Raw genomic sequence first — 26,608 nt, 5'->3', positions numbered from 1 at the left:
TCCGGCCCCCGTACGGCCACAGGTAGCCTCCCCGCATGTCTACGCAACCCGTGCAGCGCATGTCCCGCCTCATGGCCAAGACCCTCCGCGAGGACCCGGCCGACGCCGAGACCCTCAGCCACCGGCTCCTGGTCCGCGCCGGCTACGTCCGGCGCAGCTCGGCCGGGGTGTGGACGTGGCTGCCGCTCGGCAAGAAGGTCCTGGACAACGTCTCGCGCATCGTCCGCGAGGAGATGGACGCCATCGGCGCCCAGGAGGTGCTGCTGCCGGCGCTGCTGCCGAAGGAGCCGTACGAGGTCAGCGGGCGCTGGTCGGAGTACGGGGACCTGCTGTTCCGGCTCAAGGACCGCAAGGGCGCGGACTACCTGCTCGGGCCCACCCACGAGGAGATCTTCACCCTGGTGGTGAAGGACCAGTGCACCTCGTACAAGGACCTGCCGGTCATGCTCTACCAGATCCAGACCAAGTACCGCGACGAGGCGCGGCCCCGCTCCGGGGTGCTGCGCGGGCGCGAGTTCCAGATGAAGGACTCGTACTCCTTCGACGTGTCCGACGAGGGTCTCGCGGAGTCCTACCGGCTCCACCGCGAGGCCTACATCCGCATCTTCGAGCGCCTCGGCCTGGACCACCGGATCGTGTCGGCGGTGTCCGGCGCGATGGGCGGCTCGGCGTCGGAGGAGTTCCTGGCCCCGGCCGAGGCGGGCGAGGACACCTTCGTGGACTGCCCGTCCTGCGCGTACGCGGCGAACACCGAGGCCGTGACCTTCGCCCTGGCCCCGGTGGCCGGGGAACACCCGCCGCTGGAGGAGGTGGACACCCCGGACACCCCGACGATCGAGACCCTGGCCGCGCACCTGGGCGTCCCCGCGTCCGCGACCCTGAAGAACCTGCTGGTGAAGGTGGACGGCGAGATCGTGGCCGTCGGCGTACCGGGGGACCGGGAGGTGGACCTCGGCAAGCTGGGCGAGCACCTCGCCCCGGCGGTGGTGGAACTGGTGACGGCCGAGGACTTCGCGGACCGGCCCGACCTCGTACGGGGCTACGTGGGCCCGCAGGGCCTGGACAAGGTCCGCTACCTGGCCGACCCGCGGGTCGCGCCGGGCACGGCCTGGGTGACGGGCGCCAACAAGGCCGACACCCACGCCCGCAACGTGGTCTGCGGACGCGACTTCGAGGTGGACCGGTACCTGGACGTGGTCGTGGTGGAGCCGGGCGACCCCTGCCCGCGCTGCGGCAGCGGCCTGAAGTCGGCCCGGGCGATCGAGATCGGCCACATCTTCCAGCTGGGCCGCAAGTACGCGGACGCGTTCGGGCTGGACGTGCTGGGCCGCGAGGGCAAGCCGGTCCGGGTCACGATGGGCTCGTATGGGATCGGCGTCTCGCGGGCCGTGGCCGCGCTGGCCGAGCAGACGGCGGACGAGCACGGGCTGTGCTGGCCGGCGGAGGTGGCCCCGGCCGATGTCCACGTGGTGGCGGCGGGCAAGGCCGTGCCGCTCGCGCTGGCCGAGCAGGCGGCGGCCGCACTGGCGTCCTCGGGCCTCCGCGTCCTGCTGGACGATCGCGCGGGGCTGTCGCCGGGCGTGAAGCTCACGGACGCGGAGCTGATCGGAGTCCCGTGGATCCTGGTCGCGGGCCGCCGCTCCGCCGACGGCGTGGTGGAACTCCAGCACCGCCCCACGGGCACCCGAGAAGAACTCCCCCTGCCGGAGGCCCTGTCCCGCCTGACGTAACCCTGCGGCCCCCGGCCCTCCGGCCCCAGTCCCTGCGGGGCTGCCCCACCCCGCCCCTTCCCGAAACCGGGGCTTGCGACCCCGGCCGCCGCTCCCGGGGGCTCCGCCCCCGGACCCCCGCGCCTCAAACGCCGGCGGGGCTGGGTGGGTGCGCCTCAAACGCCGGCGGGGCTGATTTCAGCCCGCCCGGCGTTTGAGGGCACGGGCGCGGAGTGCACGTACGGGGTCTGGGGCGCAGCCCCAGCTCTTGAGCCCCGTCGGCGTTTGAGGCGCGGGTCCGGGCGGAGCCCGGGTGGGGGTCCCCCCGGACGGAGTCTGGGGGAGGTGGAAGGGCGGGTAGGGGACGGCCCCGCGCAGCGGCTACCCGGGCCGCTCGTCCGACGGCGGTGAACCGTCCCGCGCCGCACCCGGGGCCGGGCCCGAGCCCCCGGGAGGCAAGGCCTCCGCCGCGGGATCCGTCAGGGCAGGGGGAGCGTCCGTGTCCCCCGTAGGAGGGGCCGGCTCGGCCGCGGACGGCGACTGGTCGGGGGAGCCCGGCGCAGGCGGAGCGGCGCGCTCCAGGAAGCGGAGGAGTTCCACCGGGAACGGCAGGACCAGCGTCGAGTTCTTCTCGGCGGCCACCGCCACCACCGTCTGCAGCAGACGCAACTGCAGCGCCGCCGGCTGGTCCGACATCACCGCCGCCGCGTCCGCCAGCTTGTGCGAGGCCTGCAGCTCCGCATCCGCGTTGATCACCCGCGCGCGCCGCTCCCGGTCGGCCTCCGCCTGCCGCGCCATCGACCGCTTCATCGTCTCCGGCAGCGAGACGTCCTTGATCTCCACCCGGTCGATCTGCACGCCCCACCCCACCGCCGGGCTGTCGATCATCAGCTCCAGCCCCTGGTTGAGCATCTCCCGGTTGGACAGCAGGTCGTCCAGGTCCGACTTGCCGATGATCGACCGCAGCGAGGTCTGCGCCATCTGCGAGACGGCGAAGCGGTAGTCCTCCACCGCCACGACCGCGTTGGCCGGGTCGACGACCTTGAAGTACACGACCGCGTCCACCCGCACCGTGACGTTGTCCCGGGTGATGCCCTCCTGGGCCGGCACCGGCAGCGTCACGATCTGCATGTTCACCTTCCGCAGGCGGTCCACGCCCGGGACGATCACCGTGAAGCCGGGCCCGCGGATCTCGTCGCGCAGCCGACCGAAGCGGAAGACCAGGCCCCGCTCGTACTGCTTCACCACCCGTGCGGCGGCGCCCACGTAGGCCAGGACCCCCACGCCCGCGGCGATTCCCGCGGTCAGCAGTTCTTCGACCATGACGGCCCCCTGCCGGACATACGTTCCTTTTCTACGGTATGCCCTACAACCAGGCCGCGAACTCCAGCAGCTGCTCCGCGTCCCGGTGCCGCCCGGCCGCCAGCGCCCGGTTCCCCGACTCCACCGCCCGGAACACCGTCCAGCCCCGCAGCCGCTCCCGGTCCACCTCCAGGGCGTCGGCCAGCTTGTTCACCCGGCGCCGGGCGCCCGAAGCCCCCGCCGAGGAGGCCACCTGGTCCTCCAGCCGGTCCCGGACCAGCCGCGCCAGGTCGTACGCCCGCTCGCCGGTCAGCGGCTCCGGACCCACCGTGAGCCACGGCGCGCGCTCGCCGGCCAGCACCTTGCCCTGCCGGAAGTTCCCGTGCAGCAGGAGCTCCTCCGGCGGCGCCGCGACCAGCTCCTCGCGCATCGCCAGCGCCGTGTCGGCCAGCGCCCGCACCTCCGCCGGGGCGTGCCGCAGGGCCGCCGACTGCCGCTCGGTGCGCTCCGCCACCGTCTCCCAGTCGTGCCCGGCCGGCGGTTCCACCCACAGCCTGCGCAGCGTGCCGCTGGCCTCCAGCAGCGCCTTCGCCTCCGGCAGCGACCGCAGCGAGACCTCCGGGTGCAGCCGCTCCAGCAGCAGCGCGCCGTCGTCCTCGTGGTGCCGGGTGTCGAGGACCCGTACGGCTCCGAACCCGCCCCAGTGCGCCAGCGCGGCCAGCTCCCGGTCGGGCCGTGCCTGCGGGGGCGCCAGTTTCAGGGCGGCCGGGGTGCCGTCGGCGTACCGGACGAGGACGACCAGGCTGCTGCGGCCGCCGGGGGCCTGCACCCGCTGGGCCTGCACCCCGCGCCGGGCCAGCGCGGCCTCGGCGAGCTTCGGCAACTGCCGCAGCCAGTCCGCGTCCTGGGCCGATTCCGGCATCTCGCCGAGCGCCCGTACGAGCCGCTGCGGCGGTTCGAACACCATGCGTGCGTGGTCCCTTTCAGCTGGTCCGGGGCTGTCGCGCTAGGTCGCGCGCCGTTCCGTGAGCCCAGGGAAGGCTACGCCGACACCGCGCCAGCGTGCCGCGCGCACGGCCGAGGCGCTCAGCGCGTCGGCCGCCATGCGGCGCAGCGGGCCCTCCGACGCCCGCACCAGATCGGAGTACGCGCCCGCGACCCGGTCCTCGATCTCGGCGGCCAGCCGCTCGGCGTCGGCGGCGGTGCGCACCTGGAACGGCAGGGCGTACGCCGCCTCCGCGGGCCGGGGCGCGCCGCCCAGCTCCCGCACGGTCCGGGCGAGCGCGTCACGCCGCGCGAGGTGGCCCGCGTACGCCTCCCGGGCCTCGGTCGCGCGGCCGCCGGCGGTCCGGGCGCCGATCACCCCGTAGCCGTACGCGGCCGCGTGTTCGGCGGCCAGGGCGGCCTGCGCGGCCTCGAGCGGGCGGCCGGCGGGGGTGGGTACGGGGGTCACGGCTTGGCTCCCGGGGTCGAGGTCAGCAGGTGGGCGTGTACGGCACCGCAGGCGGCCACCGAGGCGAGCAGCCGGGCCAGTTCCCCCGGGGCGCCGGCCAGGTCGATGGTGCGGGCCTCCGCCAGGCTGCGCTCGGCGTCGGCGAGGGCGCTCAGGGCCTCCTCGGCCACGGGCGGCACCGGCTCAGGGCTCGCCGCGGACCCGGCCGCGCCCGTACCGCCGGAAGGGGAGGGGGACGGGGCCCCGGAACGGGACGCGGACGGCGAGCCCGCGGGCGCGGGGGACAGCGCGTCCGCGTGGGCGGCGACGGCGGCGCGCAGCGGGGCGAGCCGCTCCGACAGGGCCGGATGGGCCGCGGCCGTGGCGTCGTAACGTTCCAGCAGCCGCCCGCTGTCACGAACGGCGGCCTCCCGCATCCGCCGTTCGAGTGGAATCCCGGTGTCACCATCGGGCGAGGGGCCGTCGGAGCACCCGGTGAGCAGTGCGGCACCGGCCGCGCCGGCGGCACCGGCGAGCAGGCTCCTTCGCGAGGGCCGGGGTGGCGGGGTCCAGGGCACGGGGACGTCCTCGGGGGTGATGGCGGGGCAGGGTGTGATCACGGTACCCGGGGCGTTGTCCACAGGGCGGACGGCAACACCCTCCGCGACCGGATACCCTTTGACCTGACGCACGACGAAACCACAACAGCACACGCGGCCGAGGAGTCACCCGGATGAGCACCACCCAGAGCGACAGGCTGCGCGGATTGCTGGAGCCGCTCGTCGCCGCCAAGGGCCTGGACCTCGAAGAGATCGAGATGTCCCGGGCGGGCAAGCGCCGGATGCTGCGCATCATCGTGGACTCCGACGAGGGCGTGGAGCTGGACGCGTGTGCCGAGCTGAGTCGCGAGGTCTCCGACCGGCTCGATGAAACCGATGTGATGGGCGAGGACGAGTACGTCCTCGAGGTGAGCTCGCCGGGCGCCGACCGCCCGCTGACCGAGCACCGTCACTACGTACGGGCGATCGGCCGTCTCGTGAAGTTCCAGCTGGCGGAGGACGGGGAACTCATCGCCCGCGTTCTCGGCGTCGACGACGAGGGACTGGACCTCGAAGTTCCGGGCGTGAAGGGCCGCAAGGCGACCGCCCGCCGCATTGCTTTCACCGACATCGCCAAGGCGCGTGTCGAGATCGAGTTCAGCCGCAAGGACAAGAAGGAAGAGGAGGCGTAGCCGTGGACATCGACATGAGTGCCCTGCGGGGTCTGGTCCGGGAGAAGGAGATCTCCTTCGACCTGCTCGTCGAGGCGATCGAGTCGGCCCTCCTCATCGCGTACCACCGGACCGAGGGGAGCTTCCGCCGCGCACGCGTCGAGCTGGACCGCACCAACGGTCACGTGGTCGTGTGGGCGACGGAGGACCCGAGGGACCTCGAGGAGGGCCAGGAGCCCAAGGAGTTCGACGACACCCCGTCGGACTTCGGCCGGATCGCCGCGACGACCGCCAAGCAGGTGATCCTCCAGCGTCTGCGCGACGCCGAGGACGACCTGACCTTCGGCGAGTTCGCCGGCCGCGAGGGCGACGTCATCACCGGCGTCGTGCAGCAGGGCAAGGACCCCAAGAACGTCCTCGTCGACATCGGCAAGCTGGAGGCCATCCTGCCCGTGCAGGAGCAGGTCCCCGGCGAGGAGTACACCCACGGGCTGCGCCTGAAGGCGTACGTCGTGCGCGTGGCGAAGGGCGTCCGCGGTCCGTCCGTGACCCTGTCCCGCACCCACCCCAACCTGGTGAAGAAGCTCTTCTCGCTGGAGGTCCCGGAGATCGCCGACGGCAGCGTCGAGATCTCGGCGATCGCCCGCGAAGCCGGTCACCGCACCAAGATCGCCGTTCGGTCCACCCGCTCCGGCCTCAACCCGAAGGGCGCCTGCATCGGCCCGATGGGCAGCCGTGTGCGCAACGTGATGGCCGAGCTGCACGGCGAGAAGATCGACATCGTCGACTGGTCGGACGACCCGGCGGAGATGGTCGCGAACGCGCTGTCACCCGCCCGGGTGAGCAAGGTCGAGGTCGTCGACTGGGACACCCGCTCCGCCCGGGTGACCGTGCCCGACTACCAGCTGTCCCTGGCCATCGGCAAGGAGGGCCAGAACGCCCGCCTCGCCGCGCGGCTCACGGGCTGGCGCATCGACATCCGCCCCGACACCGAGCAGCCGTCGGAGCAGGGCGGGGAATAAAACCGCTACCGCGGGGGCTACCCCGGCGGTAGACAGGGACCAGCGCGGACCCCGGCAGCGGGGTCCGCGGGCAAACAACATCCGTTCGATTTGTCACCTGAAGGGGTGAGGTCGGTACGGGGAGGTAGACTTAGGCGTGTCTGGCCGGACGCAAGCCCGCGCATGCCCCGAACGAACCTGTGTGGGGTGTCGGGAGCGAGCGGCCAAGAGCGATCTGCTGCGCATCGTGGCGATCGAGGACCAGTGCGTCCCCGATCCTCGCGGTACGCTGCCCGGCCGGGGTGCGTACGTGCACCCTGCCGTGGTCTGCCTCGACCAGGCGGTCCGCCGCCGGGCGTTCCCCCGGGCCCTCCGGTCCGCCGGAGCGCTCGACACGACGGAACTGCGCAAAGCCCTGGCCGGTCAGGCCGGGGCGACACCGTAAGACGTAGAACGGCACGGATACCCCGTGCGGTCAGGTACCTCGCGAGTTGGAAGTAGGTCGAGATTGCGATGAGCACTCGATGAGTACGCGATGAGTACGCCCATGAAGTAGCAACGGTCCGGCGTAACCCGGACCTAAAAGGAGCGAAGTGGCTAAGGTCCGGGTATACGAACTCGCCAAGGAGTTCGGAGTTGAGAGCAAGGTCGTCATGGCCAAGCTCCAGGAACTCGGTGAGTTCGTCCGTTCGGCGTCCTCGACGATCGAGGCGCCGGTTGTACGCAAGTTGACTGACGCACTGCAGGGGCCCGGCGGCAACGCCGGCAAGACCGCTGCAAAGCCCGGCGCGCCCCGCAAGGCCGCGCCCGCCAAGCCCGCGGCGCCCTCTCCGGCCGCCGCGGCACGTCCCGCCGCCCCGAAGCCCGGCGCACCGGCCCCCAAGCCGGCCGCTGCCGAGGCTCCGTCCGCCGGCACCCCGGTGACCCCGGCCGCCCCCGGCCCGCGTCCCGGTCCGAAGGCTCCGGCCGCCCCGAAGCCCGCTCCGGCGGCGCCCGTGGCGACCGAGTTCTCCGCGCCTCCGGCGGCCCCGGCCGCCCCGGCGCGCACCGAGCGTCCCGCCGCGGCCCCCGGTCCGCGTCCGACGCAGCAGCGTCCGGCCGCCCAGGGTGGTCAGCCGCAGGCCGGTGCCCGTCCCGGCGCCCCGCGCCCGGCCGGCACCGCTCCCGGTGCCTCCGCCCCGCGTCCCGGTGCCGCCGCGCCGCGTCCGCAGGGCGCCCGTCCGGCGGGTCCCCGTCCGGGCAACAACCCCTTCACCTCTGGTGGCTCCACCGGCATGGCGCGCCCGCAGGCGCCCCGTCCGGCCGGCGCTCCCCGTCCCGGTGCCCCCGGCGCCGGCGGCGGCCAGGGTGCTCCCCGTCCGCAGGGCGGTCCCGGTGGCGCTCCGCGTCCGCAGGGTCCCGGTGCGGGTCGTCCCACCCCGGGCGGCATGCCCCGTCCGCAGGGCGGCGCCCCGCGTCCGGGCGGTGCTCCCGGTGGTAACCGTCCCAACCCGGGCATGATGCCGCAGCGGCCCGCTGCCGGTGGTCCCGGTCCCCGTCCCGGTGGCGGCCCCGGTGGCCGTGGTCCCGGTGCGGGCGGTCCGCGTCCCGGTGGCGCCGGTCGTCCCGCGGGCGGCGGCTTCGCCGGCCGTCCGGCCGGTCCGGGCTCGCGTCCCGGCGGCGGTGGCGGCTTCGGCGGTCCGCGTCCCGGTGGCGGCGGCTTCGGCGGCGGTCCGGCCGGTGCCGGTGGCGGCGGTCGTCCCGGCTTCGGCGGGCGTCCCGGTGGTCCCGGTGCCCGTGGTGGCACGCAGGGTGCCTTCGGCCGTCCGGGCGGTCCGGCCCGTCGTGGTCGCAAGTCCAAGCGGCAGAGGCGCCAGGAGTACGAGGCCATGCAGGCCCCGTCCGTCGGCGGCGTGATGCTGCCCCGCGGCAACGGCGAGACCGTTCGCCTGTCGCGCGGTGCGTCCCTCACCGACTTCGCGGAGAAGATCAACGCCAACCCGGCGTCGCTGGTCGCGGTCATGATGAACCTCGGCGAGATGGTCACTGCCACGCAGTCCGTCTCCGACGAGACCCTCCAGCTCCTCGCGGGCGAGATGAACTACCAGGTTCAGATCGTCAGCCCGGAGGAGGAGGACCGCGAGCTCCTCGAGACCTTCGACATCGAGTTCGGCGAGGACGAGGGCGGCGAGGAGTACCTGCTGCCGCGTCCGCCGGTCGTGACCGTCATGGGTCACGTCGACCACGGTAAGACCCGACTGCTCGACGCCATCCGCAAGACGAACGTCGTCGCGGGCGAGGCCGGCGGCATCACGCAGCACATCGGTGCGTACCAGGTCTCCACCGAGGTCAACGACGAAGAGCGTCGCATCACCTTCATCGACACCCCCGGTCACGAGGCGTTCACCGCCATGCGTGCCCGTGGTGCCAAGTCGACCGACATCGCGATCCTCGTGGTCGCGGCCAACGACGGCGTCATGCCGCAGACGATCGAGGCGCTCAACCACGCCAAGGCCGCCGGCGTCCCGATCGTCGTCGCGGTCAACAAGATCGACGTCGAGGGTGCGGACCCGACCAAGGTGCGCGGTCAGCTCACCGAGTTCGGTCTGGTCGCCGAGGAGTACGGCGGCGACACGATGTTCGTCGACATCTCCGCCAAGCAGGGTCTGCACATCGACTCCCTGCTCGAGGCCGTCGTCCTCACCGCCGACGCCTCGCTCGACCTGCGCGCCAACCCGGAGCAGGACGCTCAGGGTATTGCGATCGAGTCCCACCTCGACCGCGGCCGCGGTGCCGTCGCCACCGTCCTCGTCCAGCGCGGTACCCTCCGCGTCGGCGACACGATGGTCGTGGGCGACGCCTACGGCCGCGTGCGCGCCATGCTCGACGACAAGGGCAACAACGTCGAGGAAGCGGGTCCGTCGACCCCCGTCCTGGTCCTGGGTCTCACCAACGTCCCCGGCGCCGGCGACAACTTCCTCGTCGTCGACGAGGACCGTACGGCCCGTCAGATCGCCGAGAAGCGTGCTGCGCGTGAGCGCAACGCCAACTTCGCCAAGCGCGTCCGTCGCGTGTCCCTCGAGGACCTCGACTCCGTGCTCAAGGCCGGTCTGGTCCAGGAACTCAACCTCATCATCAAGGGCGACGCGTCCGGTGCGGTCGAGGCCCTCGAGTCCTCGCTGCTCCAGCTCGACGTCGGTGAAGAGGTCGACATCCGGGTCCTGCACCGCGGTGTGGGTGCGGTCACCGAGTCCGACATCGCCCTGGCGATGGGCTCCGACGCCATCGTCATCGGTTACAACGTCCGTGCGGCCGGCCGTGCCGCGCAGATGGCGGACCGCGAGGGCGTCGACGTCCGCTACTACTCGGTGATCTACCAGGCCATCGAGGAGATCGAGGCGGCCCTGAAGGGTCTCCTCAAGCCGGAGTACGAAGAGGTCGAGCTCGGTACGGCGGAGGTCCGCGAGATCTTCCGCTCGTCCAAGCTGGGCAACATCGCGGGTGTCCTCATCCGCTCCGGCGAGGTCAAGCGCAACACCAAGGCGCGCCTGCTGCGCGATGGCAAGGTCATCGCGGAGAACCTCACCATCTCCGGTCTGCGCCGCTTCAAGGACGACGTCACCGAGATCCGCGAGGGCTTCGAGGGTGGTATCAACCTCGGTTCCTTCAACGACATCAAGATCGACGACGTCATCGCGACGTACGAGATGCGCGAGAAGCCCCGCGCGTAAGCGCGAGGCGGTTCGCACCGTGTCGTAACTCGGCGGCGACGCTGCGGGGGCCGGGGCCGGTCGGCGGAATATCCGTCGATCGGCCCCGGCCGTTGCGTGTACGGTTCTGGTGACCCGGCCGTACGGCGGCCGGGTGATCCTGCCGGGTGACGGCCCGGCAGGCCACCGAACCCGCACCGGCGGGATATCCGGAACTGCATGTACGTGGGGACTCTGTCCTTCGACCTGCTCCTCGGCGACGTCCACTCGCTGAAGGAGAAACGCTCCGTCGTCCGGCCCATCGTCGCCGAGCTCCAACGCAAGTTCTCCGTGAGCGCGGCCGAAGTGGGCGACCAGGACCTGCACCGCAGGGCCCGTATAGGGGTCGCCCTGGTGAGTGGGGACGCGGGGTTCCTCTCGGATGTACTGGACCGCTGCGAGCGGCTGGTCGCGGCGCGTCCGGAAGTGGAGCTGCTGTCCGTACGACGGCGCCTCCACGGTGATGAAGACTGATAGCAAGACATAAGAAGGAGACGGACCAGTGGCCGACAATGCGCGGGCGAAGAAGCTGGCGGACCTCATCCGGGAGGTGGTGGCCGAGAAGCTGCAGCGTGGTGTCAAGGACCCCCGCCTCGGTACGCACGTGACCATCACGGACACCCGGGTCACCGGCGATCTGCGGGAGGCCACGGTCTTCTACACGGTCTACGGCGACGACGAGGACCGGGCGAGCGCGGCGGCGGGCCTGGAGAGCGCCAAGGGCGTCCTGCGCTCCGCGGTCGGCCGGGCGGCGGGCACCAAGTTCACGCCCACCCTGACCTTCGTCGCGGACGCCCTCCCGGAGAACGCCAAGACCATCGAGGACCTCCTCGAAAGGGCGCGCACCTCCGACGCCCAGGTGCGCGAGGTCTCCTCCGGCGCCCAGTACGCCGGCGACGCCGACCCGTACAAGAAGCCGGGCGAGGACGCCGACGACTCCGACGAGGACGCAGCCGCGGAATGAGCACCAACGCAGGGAAGACCCCGGACGGCCTGGTCATCGTCGACAAGCCGTCCGGTTTCACTTCGCACGACGTGGTCGCCAAGATGCGCGGGATCGCCAGGACCCGCCGCGTCGGCCACGCCGGCACGCTCGACCCGATGGCGACGGGCGTGCTGGTCCTGGGCGTGGAGAAGGCCACCAAGCTGCTCGGCCACCTCGCGCTCACGGAGAAGGAGTACCTCGGCACGATCCGCCTGGGCCAGAACACCCTGACGGACGACGCCGAAGGCGAGATCACCTCCTGCACGGACGCCGCCGGGGTCACCCGCGACGCCGTGGACGCGGGCATCGCGAAGCTGACCGGCGAGATCATGCAGGTCCCGTCCAAGGTCAGCGCCATCAAGATCAAGGGCGTGCGCTCCTACAAGCGCGCGCGGGACGGCGAGGACTTCGAGATCCCGGCCCGGCCGGTCACGATCTCCTCCTTCCAGGTGTACGACATGCGCGACGCCGAGGCCGAGGACGGCACCAAGGTCGTCGACCTCGTCGTCTCCGTCGTCTGCTCCAGCGGTACGTACATCCGCGCGCTGGCCCGCGACCTGGGCGCCGATCTCGGCGTCGGCGGGCACCTCACCGCTCTGCGACGCACGCGCGTGGGCCCGTACAAGATCGACCGGGCCCGGACGCTGGACCAGCTCCAGGAGGAGCTGACCGTCATGCCGATCGGCGAGGCGGCGGCCGCGGCCTTCCCCCGCTGGGACCTGGACGCCCGGCGCGCCTCGCTGCTCGCCAACGGGGTCCGGATCGAGATGCCGGACGCCTACGCCGCCGGGCAGACCGTGGCGGTCTACGGGCCGGACGGAGCGCTGCTCGGGCTGGTGGAGAGCAAGAACGGCAAGGCCAAGTCCCTCGCGGTCTTCGTCTGAAGTCGTTGACGTGGAGCGGTGAGCGCACATCGATGGCCGCTCACCGCTCCACGACCCCCCTCGGGTAGGTCTTTATCCACCCGGAGCCCGGTATTCACCCGTCCGAGCAGGCGCTCGGAGTGAATGGAGGGAGCGTAAGGGGGCGCGTTCGCCACGCGTGCTTTTCGTGCTGATCTTCACCTGCCTACCGTCGTGTGTGCACGGGGCGTTGCGGGGGAGTGGTGCGGCCATGTCGGAGCTGGTCAGGATCTGCGATCGCGCCGGGCGGCCGCGCGGCACCGGTTTCGTCGCGGACGACCGCGGCACGGTCGTCACCGGCTGCGAGGCGGTGGAGGGGCTGAGCCGGGTGGTGCTGCACGGGCCGCAGGAGACGGGCGGGCGGACCTGGTCGGCGGGGGCCCGGGACATCACGGTGCTCCCGGAGCTGGCGCTGGCGCTCGTACGGACCGACGGGCTCGGGGCGCGGCCGCTGCCGGTCGCGGCGCCCGAGGTGATCGCGGCGGGGATGTACGTACGGCTGCCCGCGCGGGGATGGCGCCAGGCGCGGGTGCTCGGCCGGACAGAGGCCTGCTACGCGACGGCGGACCGCGTCCACGCGCTGCCCGGGGGCACGGCGCTGGAGCTGGCGATCGGCACGGACGGGCGCGACGCGCTGCTGCTGGGCGGGGAGACCTGCGGGGGCCCGGTCCTCGACGCCGAGACCGGAGCGGTGCTCGCGGTCCTGGGCACCGCTCTCCGGGCGGAGCACCGCTCCGGAGCCTTCGCCGTGGCCTTGCGGGCGGCGGCCGCGGCCGACCCGGGCGGTCCCCTCTCCGCCCTGCTGGAACGCAACGGCGCGACCGTGCCGGCCTACGGCGCGGACCTGAACCTCGCGGGCGCCCTCGAACTCACCGGGATCACGGTCGGCGCGGCCTTCCCCCCGGACGAGAGCGGGCCCGCGCCGGTCGAACGGCCGGGCGTCGAGGCCGAACTGGAGGCCTTCACCGCGGGGGACCGCCTCGTCCTCGGCCTCGCAGGAGCCCCGGGCACCGGCCGCACCACGGCCCTCGCCGCCCTGGCCGCCCGCCGGTCCCGCGGACCCAGCCCGACCCCGACCCTGTGGCTCCGCGGCGCCGACCTCCACGGCGTGGACACCTCTCTGGCCGACGCCGCCACCCGCGCCCTCACATCGGCGACCCGCATCCTGGCCCAGGCCACCCCGCCCATCGGTTCGGCCGGTGTCGGGGCCGGAGCCGGGAGTGTGGACGGGGCCGGGCCGGCCGGTTTCGACGGGGCCGGGTGTGTGCCGGGGCGCCCCCGCAGGGCGCCGAACGCAGTGCCGCTTTCCGACTCCGACCCCTGGCCACGTTCGGCGCCCGAGGAGGTGCCCCGGCGCGCGCCCGGCCCCGTCGAAACCCACCGCATCCCCCCGGCCGGGTCGGTGCCGCCGGTCCCCCCGGCTGGGTCGGTGCCGCCGGTCCCCCCGGCCGGGTCGGTGCCGCCGGTCCCCCCGGCTGGGTCGGTGCCGCCCGTCCCTCCGGCCCAGTCGACGCCGACCGACCCCCCGGCCCGGCCGGAGGCACCGACCCCACCGGCGCGGTCAGCGCCCCCGGCTCCCGCGCCGCCGCCCCCCGCCCCCGACGGGATCGCCGCACGGGTGGCCCTGGCGGCCGCCCACGCCGGGCGGCCGCTCCTCGTGGTGCTCGACGCCCCCGAGGAGATGCCCCCCGAGCTCGCCCACCGCCTCGGGCCCTGGACCGAGGCCACCGCCGACTGGCTGCGCGCGACCGGCACCCGGCTGGTCGTCGCCGCCCGCCCCGAGCACTGGGAGCGGGCCGGCGCCCTCTACCCGCCCGACGTACTGCACACCCCCACCCGCCCTGCCCGCCGGCTGCCGCCCGCCCTCCCGATCGGCGACCTCACCCCCGCCGAGGCCGAGGCCGCCCGCGCCCGCCTCGGAATCCCCGCCGGCGCCGTCCGCGAGGAAGACGCCCGCCACCCCCTCACCCTGACCCTGCTCGCAGGGATCCGCGCCGCCGAGGTCACCGCCGGCCGCCCCGGCCGCGACGAGGTCTTCGCCGCCCACCTCGACCTGCTCTGCCTGCGCGCCGCCGTCCGGATCGCCGCCGGCGGAGCCGCCCCCGCCGAGGTGCGGGGACCCGCCGGGGTGCGGGGACCCGCCGGGGTGCACGGCCCCGGCGTCGCACGGCTCGCGGCGCGCGTGGCAGGCAGCGTCCACGAGGCCGCGCGCCGCTGCCTGGGCCCCGGCCAGGGCGGGCTGGACCGCGCCTCCTTCGAGGAGCTGTTCCCCTGGCGCACCGGCTGGGCCTCCGCCGTGCTCACCGAGCGGCTGCTGGTGCCCGCCGGACCCGGCTACCGCTTCGCGCACGAGGAGCTGTCCGACTGGCTCCAGGCCGGCCACCTCGACGTCCCGACCGCCCTCGCCTCCCTCGTCCACCACCCCGCCCTACCCGGCCTGCCCGTGCCCCGGCACCGGATCGGGCCCGTCCTCCACGCTCTGCGCGCGCTGCCCCCCGACCGGCTGCAGTGCGAGCTGACGGACCTCGTCCACCGCCTCAACGCCTTCGCCGAGGAACCGGTGGAGCCCGACCGGGTCTGGTGGGCCACCCGGCTGCTGCGCGAGACCCTGCTCGGCGCACCCGACGCCCACCCCCACCTCCCCGTCCTGCACGCTCTCGCCGAGCACGTGGCCCGCGCCGGCCCGGGCGAGTTCGGCGGCTGGTTCTGGAACCGGCTGCGCCTCCCCGAGCCCGACCGCCTCGACCTCCTGCGCCGCCTGCTGCCCGCCGACCCCGCCGAAGCGGCCCCCGGCGACCGCTACCTCGACGCCGCCGCCCGCCGGCTCACCCGGGACCCGCGCGGCGCGCAGCCCCTGCTGTGCGCCTGGTTCACCGACGGGCGGCGGCTGCGCGGGCGCCCCGGGGCCACCGTCGCCACCGCCGCGCAGGCCCTGCTGCACACCCACCGCCACCTCGCCCTCGACGACCTCACCGAGGCCCTCGTCAGCGCCGCGCACCCGCGCGCCGACGAACTGCTCGCCGTCCTCGCCGAGGAGGAGCCCTCCGCGCTGTGCCGGGCCGTGGACCGCTGGGCGCACGACGAACGCCCGGGGCGGCGCGTCGCGGCCGCCGCCTACGGCCCCGCCACCGCCCCGCACGTGCGCACCCCCGCCGACCGCGAGCTGCTGCGCTACGCCGCCCAGACGATGCTCGCCCGGCCCGCCGACAGCACCCTGCACGGCAGCGCCCTCGCGATGCTGCTCCGCGACCCGCAAGTGCGCGCCCGCTACCTGCCCGACGCCCTCGCCTGCTTCCGCGACCCCCGGCACGGCTCCCGGCTGCCCGCCTCGGCGCTGGTCGCCGCCCTGCCCGTGCTGCCCGATCCCGACGCGGTCTTCGCCGCGCTGCGCGACCGGGCCGACGGGGAGGTCGTACGGGCCCTGGCCGCGCTGACCACCCCCGCACTGGCCCGCCGCGCGGCCGACCTCGTACGGGAGCACCTCGCCCGCCGCCCCGAGGACGCCCCGCACGCCGCCGCGTTCGTCGACCGGCGCCTGGAGCAGGGCCCCGCCGCCGCGCCCGTGCTGCGCCCGCTCGTGCTGGACCTGCTCCGGTCCGCGCCGGCGGAGGTGCGGGCCGCGCTGGCCGCCGTACTGGGCGCGCCCGGGGGAGAGCCCTCGTACGCGCTGCGGACCGAGCTGGCCGACGTACTGCTGTGCGAGGAGACGGACCCGCTGGTGCTGGGCGCGTTCCTCGGCGCCGTCGCCGCCGGCGCGGGCGGCCGCCCGGAGGACCGTACGAGGGACCTGCTGCGCCGCACCGGGCGGCGTCTGCTGGAGGCCCCGGGCGGGCCCCCGGTGTTCGAGCTGCGGACGGTGGAGCTGGCCCGGTCCCAACCGGCCTTCGGTGCGCTCGCGGCCCGCTGGCTGGCGGACGCCGGCGCGGAAGCGGCGGCCCTGCTGGGTCCGAGCGCGCGGCGCACGGTGGAGACCCTCGGGAGGGCCGCCCCGGATGTGACGTGACGTCGATGCCGATGCGGGGCCGCGGGCCACGGCATGGCAGTCTTAGACCTGTAATCGGCAATCAGTACAAGGCCTACACGGGTTCGGGCGAGGAGCGGTCACAGTGCAGCGCTGGCGTGGCTTGGAGGACATCCCCCAGGACTGGGGACGCAGCGTCGTCACCATCGGCTCGTACGACGGTGTGCACCGGGGTCACCAGCTGATCATCGGACGGGCCGTGGCCACGGCGCGCGCGCTCGGCGTGCCGTCCGTCGTCGTCACCTTCGACCCGCACCCGAGCGAGGTCGTCCGCCCCGGCAGCCACCCGCCGATCCTCGCCCCATACGACCGCCGCGCCGACCTGATGTCCGGGCTGGGCGTGGACGCGCTGCTGATCCTGCCGTTCACGGCGGAGTTCTCGCAGCTGTCGCCGGCCGACTTCATCGTGAAGGTGCTCGTCGACAAGCTGCACGCGAAGGCCGTCATCGAGGGCCCGAACTTCCGCTTCGGCCACCGGGCCGCCGGGAACGTCGACTTCCTGCGCGAGCTGGGTTCCACCTACGACTACGAGGTCGAGGTCGTGGACCTGGTCGAGCGGGGCACGGCGGGCGGCGGCGTGCCGTTCTCCTCGACGCTGGCCCGCAAGCTGGTCGCCGAGGGCGACATGGAGGGCGCGGCCGAGATCCTCGGGCGCCCGCACCGGGTCGAGGGCGTGGTGGTGCGCGGTGCGCAGCGCGGGCGCGAGCTCGGCTACCCGACGGCGAACGTCGAGACGCAGCCGCACACCGCGATCCCGGCGGACGGGGTGTACGCGGGCTGGCTGACGGCGGGCGGCGAGCGGATGCCCGCGGCGATCTCGGTGGGGACGAACGTGCAGTTCGACGCGACCGAGCGGACCGTGGAGGCGTACGCGATCGACCGGATCGGGCTGGACCTGTACGGGATGCACGTGGCGGTCGACTTCCTCGCCTACGTCCGCGGAATGGCGAAGTTCGAGTCGCTGGACGGGCTGCTGGAGGCGATCGCGGACGACGTGAAGCGGGCGCGGATCCTGACGGACGCGTACGACATGGAACGCTGACGCACCACGGGCGAGGGCCCGTACCCCCCCGGGATCGCTCCCGAGGTGGTACGGGCCCTTCGTCTTTTGCTCAGTGTCTCCGGGCTCCGGGCTCAGCCGAGGCGCGGGTCGCGCGGGGGCTGCTGCGGGTGCTGCGGTGCCTGAGGCTGCTGCCAGGGCTGGCCGGGCTGCGGGTAGGGCTGGCCGTAGGGCTGCTGCGGTGCCTGCGGCTGCGGCTGCGGCTGCGGCTGCGGTTGCTGGTACGGGGGCTGGGGCTGGCCCGGTCCCTGCCCGTACGGCTGGGGCTGCTGGGGCTGCTGGGGTGCTCCCCAGTGGCCCTGCGGAGCCTGCTGCTGGGCCCGTACGAAGTCCTCGGCCACCAGGGCGGAGAGGTTGAAGTACGCCTCGCGGGTCTTGGGGCGCATCATGTCGAGGTCGACCTCGGCGCCGGCCGCCAGGTGTTCGTCGAAGGGCACCACGACGACACCGCGGCAGCGGGTCTCGAAGTGCTGCACGATGTCCTCGATCTTGATCATCTTGCTGGTCTCGCGGACCCCCGAGATGACGGTGAGGGAGCGCGAGACGAGGTCCGCGTACCCGTGGGCGGAGAGCCAGTCGAGGGTGGTGCTCGCACTGCTGGCGCCGTCCACGGACGGGGTCGAGATGATGATCAGCTGATCGGCCAGGTCCAGGACGCCGCGCATGGCGGAGTAGAGCAGTCCGGTGCCCGAGTCGGTGAGGATGATCGGGTACTGGCGGCCCAGCGTGTCGATGACGCGGCGGTAGTCCTCGTCGTTGAAGGTCGTCGAGACGGCCGGGTCCACGTCGTTGGCGATGATCTCCAGGCCGGAGGGCGCCTGGGAGGTGAACCGCCGGATGTCCATGTACGAGTGCAGGTACGGGATCGCCTGGACCAGGTCCCGGATCGTGGCACCGGTCTCGCGGCGGACGCGGCGGCCGAGGGTACCGGCGTCGGGGTTCGCGTCGATCGCCAGGATCTTGTCCTGGCGCTCCGTGGCGAGGGTGGCGCCGAGGGCGGTGGTGGTCGTGGTCTTGCCGACGCCGCCCTTGAGGGAGATGACGGCGATGCGGTAGCAGGACATGACCGGGGTGCGGATCAGCTCCAGCTTGCGCTGGCGCTCCGCCTCGGCCGCCTTGCCGCCGAAGCGGAAGCGGCCGCCCTGGTTGTTGTTGTTCTTCGGCTTCTGCTTGTTGCGCAGCAGGCGGTCCGAGGACAGCTCGACGGCGGCGGTGTAGCCGAGCGGGGCCCCGCCGGCGGTCTGGCCGGCGGAGTAGCGGGGGTCGTGAGGCTGGGGCGGCTGCGGCTGGGGGTGCGGGTGTTGGGGCTGCTGGTACGGGAGCTGCGGCTGGGGCTGCGGCTGGGGCTGCTGAGCGCCTACGGGCCACTGCCCGCTGGAGCGGGGATCGTGCTGCGGGGCCTGCGGTTGCTGCGGAGCGGGAGCCGGCGGCTGGAACGCGTACGGGTCCTGGGACGCGAACGGGGGCGGGAGCGACGGCAGTTCGCCACCGGGTCCCCCGAACGGGGTCTCCGCGGCGGCGGGCGGTACCTCCGTGGGGTTGACCGGCGGTGCCGCGTCCTCGACGGCGGGCGGCAGCAGGGGCGTGCCCTCGGCGGGGGTGTCGTGCGGCCCGGTCACCGGCCCGGGCGCCGGAACGGGGACCGGCACCAGTGCCGGACCGGCGTCCTCGACGGACGCGGGCAGCTCGGCCCGAGCCGGCGTCCCCTCCAGTGCCGGAGGCGTGGCCGACGGGGCGGCGTCGGCCGGGGCGGGCGGAGCCACCTCGAAGCTCCGGGGCGCATCGGCGGGAGCCGGTCCGCCGGCCGCGGCCGACGGTGCCTCGACGGCGGCCGGAGCAGCGAACGGCGTGGACGCCGGGGCGTCCACCGGCGCCGGGGCCTCGTCGGAACCCGGACCCTCGACGGCCGCGGGCGCCGGGCTCTCGAACGGCGCGGACGCCTCGGCCGGGGTCGGAGCCTGGTGGGAGGGCGCCGGTGCGTCGGAGGGCGTGGGCGTCTCGGCCGGGGCGGGGCTCGGGTAGGCGGGTGCCGGGGCCGAGTTCCCGTAGGGCGCGGGGGCTTCGGCCGGGGCCGGAGCCTGGTACGACGGAGCCGGTGCCTCGAACGGCGCGGGCGCCTCGGCCGGGGCGGGTGCCGGGGCGGGGTCTCCGTACGGTGCCGGGGCCGGGGCCTGGTAGGAGGGCGCCGGGTTCTCGAACGGCGCGGGCGCCTCCGCCGGGGCGGGGCTCGGGTAGGCAGGTGCCGGGGCCGAGTTCCCGTAGGGCGCGGGCGCTTCGGCCGGGGCCGGAGCCTGGTGCGAAGGGGCCGGCGTCGACGCAAGAGGGGTGGGCAGGCCCGCGCCGTCCGACGGAGTCCGCGGGGCCGGGGGAGCGATCCGCATCGTCGGGGGCGAGGCCACGTCCGACGGGCGGTGGGGCTCGAAGCCGCTGCCCTCGGGCAGCCCCGGCACCTGGGCGGCCGGTGCGGCGCCCTGCGTGTACCAGGCCGGCGGGGTGTAGTCGATGGTGAACTCGCCCGTCAGCTCGGGCTCCGCGTCGGACTGATCGTCCGTCGGGACGTCCCACGTCCCGCCGCGCCTCTCGTTCCGATCGCCGCTCACTGGTCCTCCTGGTCTGTCGAACACTGGTCCGGCGCCCACCTCGACGCCGCGGCCACGCTCAGCCTAATCGCGCCCCGGCACCAGTGTCCGCCCCCGTCGGCCCACACTCCCGCGCGACCGGTGCCGCGCGGTGGGGAGCCACCTCCATACTGCCCCGTGCTACGCCGGGCCCGTGCCACGGAGGCGGGCGGGTCAGTCGATGCGCCGTGCCGGTCCCAGCAGGCCCACTTCCGCTTCCGTCCCCTGGGTCATCACGAACTGCCGGTCCCGCGGGGTGCACCACATCGTCACCCCGTCGCCCAGCGTCGGCAGGGAGTCCACCGCCCGCCGCGACAGGTTCATCAGACGGCCGATCTGCTCCGCTTCGTCCGGGGACACCCGCTGCACACCCACCAGCGAGGACTGCTGGAGCAGCCGCGGCGCCGTCGGGCTCAGATACGGCAGCAGCGTGAGCACCGACTGCCAGGGCCCGGCCACCACGCGCCCGCGCGGCGGCCGCATCCCGCAGTCGCGGATCACCAGCACGGGACTGCCGGCCGACGCACCCTGCGGCGGCACCCGGCCCACCTCGTGCAGGGTCACGCACTGCTGCCCGCCGCCCGCGGCCTGGGCCAGCCCGGACCACACGTGCCCGCGCCCGGTCTCCACCGCCACCCGCGCGCCCGTGGCCGCCGCGCGCAGCGCCAGCACCTGCGCCGTCCACAGACCGCCGATCAGCGTCACCTCGTACGGCGTCGGCCGGTTGATGCCGAGCACCGCCGGCCGCCCCTCGGCGTCCACGCCGATGACGACCCCGTCGTCCCCGACGGGCAGCGCGAGGACGTCCAGGTCCGCGGCGGCCACCACGTGCCGCTCCCGGCGGGGGCCGACCAGCCCGAAACCGCCCCTCATCGCGCTCCTCCCAGCGGCAGCGAGGCCAGCAGCCCCGGCACCTGTTCACGGTCGAGCCGGACCAGCCCGGTCTTCACGCCCCGCGCCGTCCGCTCCAACTCGCGCCGCGCCGCGACCAGTTCCTCGTCGCTGCGCCCCGTCACCCGGACGTGTCCGGTCAGGGTGACGCCCTGCCGGTCCGCCGGGGCCATCGTCAGACTGAAGTTCGTCGCGAGAGCGGGCAGCGAGGTCAGCAGCGCCACGAACTGCGGCAGCGCCGCGCCCGCGCCGCCCAACTGCGGCCAGCGGCCTATCCAGTACGTGGTGTGCCGCCGGTCGTCGCAGCGCCAGGTCCGCGGGGTCTCCTCCGTACGCCGCCCCGTGCTCGCCGACCGCCCGGCCTGGGTGATCGCCATCGGGTTCGCGCACGAGGAGGTGGCCAGGGCCGCCGTGAGCTCCTGCTCGGTGAGCACGGTGGCCTTGAACCCCGCCCCGGTCAGCCGGCTCGCCAGCTGGTCCGCCGCGCGCACCACGCACCGCTGGGCACCTGCGAGCCCGCCGCCGCGCGCGGTGACCGCCTCGGGGCACAGCTCCGGGTCGAGCTTGAGGGCGATCCACGTCAGCCGCACCGCCGGCGTACCCGTACGGGCCTGGAGCGGCGCGTAGTTGCGGGTGGCCATGGACTGCGCCGGCAGGTGCGGGGCCGGCGCCGGCTGGGTGTGCTGCACCAGCTGCGCGGACTCCAGCCGGATGCCGTCCACTTCGAGGATGTCCCGTACGACGCCGAGCGGCAGCGGCCGTGCGCCCCGGTCGGGGCGCAGCGCGGTCGCGTCCGTGTCCACCTGGACGACCGCGGTCAAAAAGGTCCCGTCGCCGATCATCCCGACCGGCCGCCTGTCCCGGTCGCTGAACGTCAGGGTGCGCAGCGCGGGATCGGCCTCGACCAGAGGGGCCAGCCCCGGCTCGGTGCCCGCGGGCACGGCCAGCGAGGCGGCCCGGCGCCGCCGGGCGCGCAGGGCGAGCGCGCTGCCGATCCACTCGGGCAGGGAGCGCTGGTGCCGCCGTACGACCGCGAGGACCGCCAGGACGAGCGCCAGGACACCGGCGGGAACCAGCAGCAGCGGTTCGACCACCCAGGCCACCAGCAGCACGGCCGCGGCGACTTGGAGCAGTACGAGCTGTTGCAGTCGGAACGGGCCGAAGCGGCCGGGGCTCGACTCCGGATGCGGGGTCACCCCGCCCCGTGCGGGTGCGGCCGCGCCCGTCTGTGGCTGCGTCGCGGTGGCCATCACTCGCACACCTCACCTTTCAGGGGGCGGACCCGGCGGGTTCCGGCGCCGCGCGGCACCCGCCGCATGGCTCCGGAATCTCCCCAATCCACCCCAACAAGCCCTGATGCCCCTGAATACCGCGCTCCGGGAGGCGCTGAGCGGCACCCTCACCCTACCCGGCCCCTGCATACCGTCCGTCAAGAGGCATAGTAGGTGCCCGGTCCGACAATCGAGGCCCGGGGACCGTACTCACCGGCCGGGCCGTGCGGGGAGAAGCAGGCGGTCATGGCATCACGACGTGATGAACTCAACGCGTACACCTTTGCGAAGCGGCGCACGGTGGCCGCGTTCCTTCAGCCCTCCGCGACGGGGACCGAGGAGGGCGCCCCGCGCCCGTTGCGCGCGGTCCTCCCGGGTCTGATCGTCGCGGCGGTCGTGATGGCGGCCTTCGGGGCCTGGGGCATGTTCAAGCCGACGGCCCCCAAGGGCTGGGCGGAGCCGGGCACGCAGGTCATCGTGGGCAAGGACTCCACGACCCGTTACGTGGTGCTGACGACCAAGGTCGACGGCAAGGACCAGACCCGGTTGCACCCGGTGCTGAACCTCGCCTCCGCCCGACTCCTCCTCGATCCCTCGAAGTTCAAGGTGATCCAGGTCGAGGACAAGGTCCTGGACCAGGGCAAGCCGCCGCGCGGCCCCATCATCGGCATCCCGTACGCCCCCGACCGGCTCCCCGCCGACAAGGACGCCGCCAAGGCCAAGCGCTGGGCCGTCTGCCAGCAGCCCGGCGGCAACGGCCGCGGCGTGCAGACCGCCACCTTCGTTCTCGCCGACCGCGACACGCACCTGACGGACGACGCCCGCAGGCTCACCGACACCCAGTCGCTGTACGTGCAGAGCACCGGCCCGGGCAAGGAGCGCTACCTCGTCGACGCGGCGGGCACGAAGTACAAGTTCCCCGAGGGCACCCCGGCCGCCGGGACGATGACCACCGCGCTCGTCGGCACCGGCGCCACCCCGCAGCAGGTCACCGAGCAGTGGCTGGCGACCCTCAACTCCGGGGACGACCTGGCCTTCCCGCAGCTGCCCGCCAAGGCCGGTGAGCCCGCCAACGTCAAGGGGCTGGTCACCGCCGACAACAAGGTCGGCATGGTGCTCAAGGCCCAGACCGGCTCCGGCACCCAGCACTACGTGGTGCTGCCCGGAAAGGTCGCGCCGGTCTCCGACTTCGTCGCGTGGCTGCTGATCTCCGCCCCCGCCACCGACGGCCTCAACATGCACGGCAAGGCCCGCGAGATCGACCTCCAGTCCCTCAACCCCGACCCCGCGCCCTTCTCCGGCGACCGCACGTGGCCGCAGCGGAAGACGGACCGGATCAACCAGACCGCACCGGCCGCCGGCACCCAGGCCGGGGGAGCCGGCGACCGCGACACCGTCTGCAACGTCCTGCGCTCGGTCGACGCCCAGGGCGGCCAGACCCTCAGTACCTGGGCCGGCACCGGCTTCCCCGTCGACATCACCGCCAGCGGCACCAGCGCGTACGTGACCCCCGGCTCGGGCCTGCTCTACACCCAGGTCCAGGGCAAGCAGACCACCGCCGGCGGCTCCCTCTTCCTGGTCACCGACACCGGCCTGCGGTACGCCGTCCAGGCCAACGGCGACAGCGACGCCGAGAAGTCGAAGATCGGCGCCCCCGACCAGCAGGCGAAGGGCGGCGCGCCCGGCGCTCCCGAGCCCAGCCAGGCCCAGATCCGTCTCGGCTACGGGAAGATCACTCCGGCCATGGTGCCCAAGGCGTGGTCGGACTTCCTCTCCAAGGGGCCGCGCCTGGACACCAACTCGGCCCGCCAGCCGCAGGGTTCGTGAGGAAACCGCCGATGACCCAGCTCCCGAAGCGGCGGCGCGCGCTGCTCGCCGCCGCCTTCACCCTCGCCGCGCCCGCCGTCCTGCTGCCGGCCGCGCCGGCCGGCGCCGCGCCGCAGGCCCCGTACACCCTGCCCCTGGACGGCGCCGGCGAGTGCACCTTCCCCATGAAGAAGCAGATCGAGGACCGCCCCTGGGCGCTCCAGCGGCTCCTCCTCGACGAGCTCTGGGCGACCACCAAGGGCAAGGACAAGGCCGGCAACAGCGTCCGGGTCGCGGTCATCGACACCGGCGTGGACCGGGCGAACCCGCAGCTCAGCGGTGCCATCGACACCGGCGCCGGCAAGGACTTCATCGACCCCAAGGGCGGCGACGGCACCAACGACACCGTCGGCCACGGCACCAAGGTCGCCGGACTGGTCGCGGCCCGGCCCCAGGCCGGCACCGGCTTCGTCGGGCTGGCCCCCGAGGCCACGATCATCCCGATCCGGCAGAACGACGGCCAGGGCAAGGGCAACGCCAAGTCCCTGAGCGAGGCGATCGACCACGCCGTGGCCAAGGGCGCCCAGGTCATCAACATCTCCCAGGACACGGACGTACCGCTGTCCGCCGACTCCGACCTCGGCAAGTCAGTCCAGAAGGCCCTCGACGCCAAGATCGTGGTCGTGGCCTCGTCGGGCAACGACGGCATGAGCGGAGAGAAGCGCAAGACCTACCCCGCAGCCTTCCCGGGCGTGCTCGCCGTGGGCGCCTCGGACCGCAACAACGAGCGGGCCGCCTTCTCCCAGCCCGGCGACTTCATCGGGGTGGCGGCGCCCGGCGTCGACATGGTCTCCACCGTCCCCGGCTTCGGCCAGTGCATCGACAACGGCACCAGCTTCTCCGCGCCGTACGTCGCCGGCGTCGCCGCCCTGCTCCGCGCCAAACACCCGGACTGGACCCCCCAGCAGATCGTCTGGCAGATCCAGAACACCGCCGAACGCTCCGTCAAGGGCCGTGACGACTACGTCGGATGGGGCGTCGTGGACCCGGTGCGCGCGCTCAGCCAGGACCACGAGCCGCCGAAGGCCCCCGTCCCGGACCCCGGCCCGCCCCCGGCGGTCGCCCCGGAAGCCGCCGCGCTGCAGCTCACCGAGACGGCCCAGGAGCGCGAGGAGCGTTTCGGCACGTACGCTCTCGGCATCGGAGCCGTCCTCATCGCCGTCATCGCGGGCGCCGCGACCGTCATCCGGGACGCCCGGAACAGACGACGCCGTTTGCAGTGAACGGTCACAGTTCATCAACGGAAGCAGAGCACCGGTGTTGGGCCGTGACGATGAACTGGCTAGAGTGACACCAGGCTTCACGACTGTGATCGGGGGATTCGCGTGAAGCGGAGGGGGATGTCCGGGCGCGTGGCTCAAAACCGCGCCCGGTGGATGTCCGCTCCGCCACGCAATCCGCCGGTTCTGCCGGCGAATTGAGAAGTGAGGAGCTTCGGATGAGCAACAATTTCGGACTTGCAGACGATCCGATCGTCCAGGCCAAGAACAAGATCTCCGAAACGGCCGATGCCGTCACCACCCAGGCCCGCGAACTGGCCGACATCCTCGCCACGGTGAGCGCCGGCTGGACCGGTGTGGGTGCTTCGGGGTTCATCAACGCCCAGACGGTGGTCAACGAGGACCACGACGAGATCCGCCGCCTCCTCGGAGTCCTGCACAACGCGGTGGCGCAGACCAAGAACCTGAGCAACGCCCAGGACGACGACGTGCGTTCGGCGTTCAAGGCCGTCCAGGCGAGCGCGGGCGGCAACGGCTCCGGCCTCAACTCCATCTGACCCCCGCCGTTTCCCGGTAACCCGCTCAGCGCGAAGGAGAAGAACATGGCAGGTACTGACGGCCACACCAAGGTCCAGTACGAGAGCGTCCAGCAGATGGCCAACCGCATCCGTGCCGTCTCCAAGAAGATCGTCGACGACCTGGCCTCCATGGACCAGGCGCTGAAGGTCGTCACGGACACCTGGGACGGTGAGGCGCACGGCTCGTACGTGCAGCTCCAGGCGAAGTACAAGGGCAAGGCCGAGCACATGAAGAACACGCTCGAGCAGGTCGCCCAGCTCATCGAGCGCGGCAAGGACGACTACCGCGCCACCGACCAGAAGGCCTCGCGCCTGTTCACCGAGGCCTTCTGAGCCCGGTCCCGGTCCCGTCCGTGTGGTCGCACGCTCACGGGGGCGGAGGTCTTTCCGCGCCGAAGGGGCGCGCCCGCACCGGGCGCGCCCCTTCGGCGTAATCGTGCATGTCCTGTCGTACGGGTACGGGACGGGTACGGGCTGTACAGGCCGTACGGGCCTCAGGGCCGGTGGCGGTCCAGATCGAACTCGCCGTCCCGCGCCCCCAGCACGAAGGCCTCCCACTCGGCCGCCGTGTACCGCAGCACGGTCTCCCGGTCCAGCGAGGAGCGCATCGCCACCGCCCCCTCGGGCAGCCGGGCGATCTCGACCCGCTCCTCGTCCGGGCTGGTCCCGGGCGGGCCTTCCCACTCCACGCCGCTGATGTCGAGCGCGTACAGCTCGTCCTTCTCCTGCTGGGTGCCCATGTGCGGCCCTTCCCTCGGTGGCGCGGTCTTCACCGCGATTATCGGTGCTGCGCCACCGAGGGGAACAGGTTTCC

Annotated in this window: 22 protein-coding genes; 14 read left to right on the top strand and 8 right to left on the bottom strand. The window is 73.8% G+C overall.

The window, feature by feature from the left end; genetic code table 11:
- Positions 1 to 35: 35 nt before the first annotated feature.
- On the top strand, positions 36 to 1,730 hold the full coding sequence (locus tag ACIP5M_RS29490) for a proline--tRNA ligase (RefSeq protein ID WP_401202342.1): 1,695 nt from the start codon (positions 36 to 38) through the stop codon (positions 1,728 to 1,730).
- Positions 1,731 to 2,090: 360 nt separating this feature from the next.
- On the opposite strand, the gene ACIP5M_RS29485 is transcribed toward ACIP5M_RS29490, so the two are convergent.
- From ACIP5M_RS29485 to ACIP5M_RS29470, 4 genes are read right to left on the bottom strand one after another with little or no spacing between them, the layout of a single operon-like run.
- On the bottom strand, positions 2,091 to 3,032 hold the full coding sequence (locus ACIP5M_RS29485) for an SPFH domain-containing protein (RefSeq protein ID WP_401202340.1): 942 nt from the start codon (positions 3,030 to 3,032) through the stop codon (positions 2,091 to 2,093).
- Between the two features lie 43 nt (positions 3,033 to 3,075).
- Positions 3,076 to 3,978 (bottom strand): aminoglycoside phosphotransferase family protein, encoded by a 903-nt coding sequence (locus ACIP5M_RS29480; protein ID WP_401202338.1) that lies wholly within the window; start codon positions 3,976 to 3,978, stop codon positions 3,076 to 3,078.
- A gap of 39 nt (positions 3,979 to 4,017) precedes the next feature.
- Positions 4,018 to 4,464: a ferritin-like domain-containing protein gene (locus tag ACIP5M_RS29475; RefSeq protein WP_401202336.1), complete on the bottom strand. Its 447-nt coding sequence runs from the start codon at positions 4,462 to 4,464 to the stop codon at positions 4,018 to 4,020.
- Positions 4,461 to 5,063, bottom strand: coding sequence for a hypothetical protein (locus ACIP5M_RS29470; RefSeq protein ID WP_401202334.1), 603 nt, complete (start codon positions 5,061 to 5,063; stop codon positions 4,461 to 4,463). The genes ACIP5M_RS29475 and ACIP5M_RS29470 overlap by 4 nt, the downstream gene beginning before the upstream one ends.
- A gap of 113 nt (positions 5,064 to 5,176) precedes the next feature.
- Here ACIP5M_RS29470 and rimP point away from each other — a divergent pair, with 113 nt between their 5' ends.
- The 9 genes from rimP (at position 5,177) to ACIP5M_RS29425 (ending at position 17,332) form a co-directional block, all read left to right on the top strand.
- On the top strand, positions 5,177 to 5,674 hold the full coding sequence (gene rimP, locus ACIP5M_RS29465; protein ID WP_401202333.1) for a ribosome maturation factor RimP: 498 nt from the start codon (positions 5,177 to 5,179) through the stop codon (positions 5,672 to 5,674).
- 2 nt (positions 5,675 to 5,676) lie between these two features.
- A complete protein-coding gene (gene nusA, locus ACIP5M_RS29460) occupies positions 5,677 to 6,675 on the top strand; it encodes a transcription termination factor NusA (RefSeq protein WP_401202331.1) in 999 nt (332 codons plus the stop codon).
- A 136-nt stretch (positions 6,676 to 6,811) separates the two neighbouring features.
- On the top strand, positions 6,812 to 7,099 hold the full coding sequence (locus ACIP5M_RS29455; protein ID WP_401202330.1) for a YlxR family protein: 288 nt from the start codon (positions 6,812 to 6,814) through the stop codon (positions 7,097 to 7,099).
- Positions 7,100 to 7,247: 148 nt separating this feature from the next.
- The gene (gene infB, locus ACIP5M_RS29450; RefSeq protein WP_401202328.1) at positions 7,248 to 10,364 is read left to right on the top strand and encodes a translation initiation factor IF-2; all 3,117 of its coding nucleotides are present in this window, start codon (positions 7,248 to 7,250) and stop codon (positions 10,362 to 10,364) included.
- A 198-nt stretch (positions 10,365 to 10,562) separates the two neighbouring features.
- A complete protein-coding gene (locus tag ACIP5M_RS29445; RefSeq protein WP_030651158.1) occupies positions 10,563 to 10,856 on the top strand; it encodes a DUF503 domain-containing protein in 294 nt (97 codons plus the stop codon).
- Between the two features lie 28 nt (positions 10,857 to 10,884).
- Positions 10,885 to 11,346, top strand: a complete 462-nt coding sequence (gene rbfA / locus ACIP5M_RS29440) for a 30S ribosome-binding factor RbfA (protein WP_384838458.1) — start codon at positions 10,885 to 10,887, stop codon at positions 11,344 to 11,346.
- A complete protein-coding gene (gene truB / locus ACIP5M_RS29435) occupies positions 11,343 to 12,251 on the top strand; it encodes a tRNA pseudouridine(55) synthase TruB (protein ID WP_401202325.1) in 909 nt (302 codons plus the stop codon). Before rbfA ends, truB begins: the two co-directional genes overlap by 4 nt.
- Positions 12,252 to 12,480: 229 nt before the next feature.
- Complete coding sequence (locus tag ACIP5M_RS29430; protein ID WP_401202324.1) at positions 12,481 to 16,272, top strand: serine protease; 3,792 nt, start codon at positions 12,481 to 12,483, stop codon at positions 16,270 to 16,272.
- 103 nt (positions 16,273 to 16,375) lie between these two features.
- Positions 16,376 to 17,332, top strand: a complete 957-nt coding sequence (locus ACIP5M_RS29425) for a bifunctional riboflavin kinase/FAD synthetase (RefSeq protein WP_401202323.1) — start codon at positions 16,376 to 16,378, stop codon at positions 17,330 to 17,332.
- 92 nt (positions 17,333 to 17,424) lie between these two features.
- Here the strand turns inward: ACIP5M_RS29425 and ACIP5M_RS29420 are convergent, their stop codons facing one another.
- The 3 genes from ACIP5M_RS29420 to eccE all read right to left on the bottom strand — a co-directional run bounded on the left by ACIP5M_RS29420 (position 17,425) and on the right by eccE (position 22,109).
- Positions 17,425 to 19,950, bottom strand: coding sequence for an SCO5717 family growth-regulating ATPase (locus ACIP5M_RS29420; protein ID WP_401202322.1), 2,526 nt, complete (start codon positions 19,948 to 19,950; stop codon positions 17,425 to 17,427).
- Between the two features lie 192 nt (positions 19,951 to 20,142).
- A complete protein-coding gene (locus ACIP5M_RS29415; protein WP_401202320.1) occupies positions 20,143 to 20,841 on the bottom strand; it encodes a hypothetical protein in 699 nt (232 codons plus the stop codon).
- Positions 20,838 to 22,109 carry a type VII secretion protein EccE gene (gene eccE, locus ACIP5M_RS29410; RefSeq protein ID WP_401202319.1) on the bottom strand — a complete coding sequence of 424 codons (1,272 nt, stop codon included), beginning with the start codon at positions 22,107 to 22,109 and terminating at the stop codon, positions 20,838 to 20,840. Before eccE ends, ACIP5M_RS29415 begins: the two co-directional genes overlap by 4 nt.
- A gap of 267 nt (positions 22,110 to 22,376) precedes the next feature.
- On the opposite strand from eccE, the gene eccB reads away from it, so the two are divergent.
- The 4 genes from eccB (at position 22,377) to ACIP5M_RS29390 (ending at position 26,127) form a co-directional block, all read left to right on the top strand.
- A complete protein-coding gene (gene eccB / locus ACIP5M_RS29405; protein WP_401202317.1) occupies positions 22,377 to 23,957 on the top strand; it encodes a type VII secretion protein EccB in 1,581 nt (526 codons plus the stop codon).
- An 11-nt stretch (positions 23,958 to 23,968) separates the two neighbouring features.
- A complete protein-coding gene (mycP, locus tag ACIP5M_RS29400; protein WP_401202315.1) occupies positions 23,969 to 25,219 on the top strand; it encodes a type VII secretion-associated serine protease mycosin in 1,251 nt (416 codons plus the stop codon).
- Between the two features lie 215 nt (positions 25,220 to 25,434).
- Positions 25,435 to 25,773 (top strand): hypothetical protein, encoded by a 339-nt coding sequence (locus tag ACIP5M_RS29395; RefSeq protein ID WP_401202313.1) that lies wholly within the window; start codon positions 25,435 to 25,437, stop codon positions 25,771 to 25,773.
- 45 nt (positions 25,774 to 25,818) lie between these two features.
- A complete protein-coding gene (locus tag ACIP5M_RS29390; protein ID WP_401202311.1) occupies positions 25,819 to 26,127 on the top strand; it encodes a WXG100 family type VII secretion target in 309 nt (102 codons plus the stop codon).
- Between the two features lie 161 nt (positions 26,128 to 26,288).
- Here the strand turns inward: ACIP5M_RS29390 and ACIP5M_RS29385 are convergent, their stop codons facing one another.
- Positions 26,289 to 26,534, bottom strand: a complete 246-nt coding sequence (locus tag ACIP5M_RS29385) for a DUF397 domain-containing protein (RefSeq protein WP_351288755.1) — start codon at positions 26,532 to 26,534, stop codon at positions 26,289 to 26,291.
- Between the last annotated feature and the right edge of the window lie 74 nt (positions 26,535 to 26,608).

The organism is Streptomyces sp. NPDC088762 (genome assembly GCF_044750905.1).
Taxonomy (GTDB): Bacteria; Actinomycetota; Actinomycetes; order Streptomycetales; family Streptomycetaceae; genus Streptomyces.
This window is presented reverse-complemented; position numbering and strand designations above follow the sequence as displayed.

Coding starts and splice junctions, on each gene's coding strand:
- ACIP5M_RS29490 (WP_401202342.1), top strand. CDS start 36: ATGTCTACGCAACCCGTGCAGCGCATGTCCCGCCTCATGGCCAAGACC.
- ACIP5M_RS29485 (WP_401202340.1), bottom strand. CDS start 3,032: ATGGTCGAAGAACTGCTGACCGCGGGAATCGCCGCGGGCGTGGGGGTC.
- ACIP5M_RS29480 (WP_401202338.1), bottom strand. CDS start 3,978: ATGGTGTTCGAACCGCCGCAGCGGCTCGTACGGGCGCTCGGCGAGATG.
- rimP (WP_401202333.1), top strand. CDS start 5,177: ATGAGCACCACCCAGAGCGACAGGCTGCGCGGATTGCTGGAGCCGCTC.
- ACIP5M_RS29445 (WP_030651158.1), top strand. CDS start 10,563: ATGTACGTGGGGACTCTGTCCTTCGACCTGCTCCTCGGCGACGTCCAC.
- truB (WP_401202325.1), top strand. CDS start 11,343: ATGAGCACCAACGCAGGGAAGACCCCGGACGGCCTGGTCATCGTCGAC.
- ACIP5M_RS29430 (WP_401202324.1), top strand. CDS start 12,481: ATGTCGGAGCTGGTCAGGATCTGCGATCGCGCCGGGCGGCCGCGCGGC.
- ACIP5M_RS29415 (WP_401202320.1), bottom strand. CDS start 20,841: ATGAGGGGCGGTTTCGGGCTGGTCGGCCCCCGCCGGGAGCGGCACGTG.
- eccE (WP_401202319.1), bottom strand. CDS start 22,109: ATGGCCACCGCGACGCAGCCACAGACGGGCGCGGCCGCACCCGCACGG.
- eccB (WP_401202317.1), top strand. CDS start 22,377: ATGGCATCACGACGTGATGAACTCAACGCGTACACCTTTGCGAAGCGG.
- mycP (WP_401202315.1), top strand. CDS start 23,969: ATGACCCAGCTCCCGAAGCGGCGGCGCGCGCTGCTCGCCGCCGCCTTC.
- ACIP5M_RS29395 (WP_401202313.1), top strand. CDS start 25,435: ATGAGCAACAATTTCGGACTTGCAGACGATCCGATCGTCCAGGCCAAG.
- ACIP5M_RS29390 (WP_401202311.1), top strand. CDS start 25,819: ATGGCAGGTACTGACGGCCACACCAAGGTCCAGTACGAGAGCGTCCAG.
- ACIP5M_RS29385 (WP_351288755.1), bottom strand. CDS start 26,534: ATGGGCACCCAGCAGGAGAAGGACGAGCTGTACGCGCTCGACATCAGC.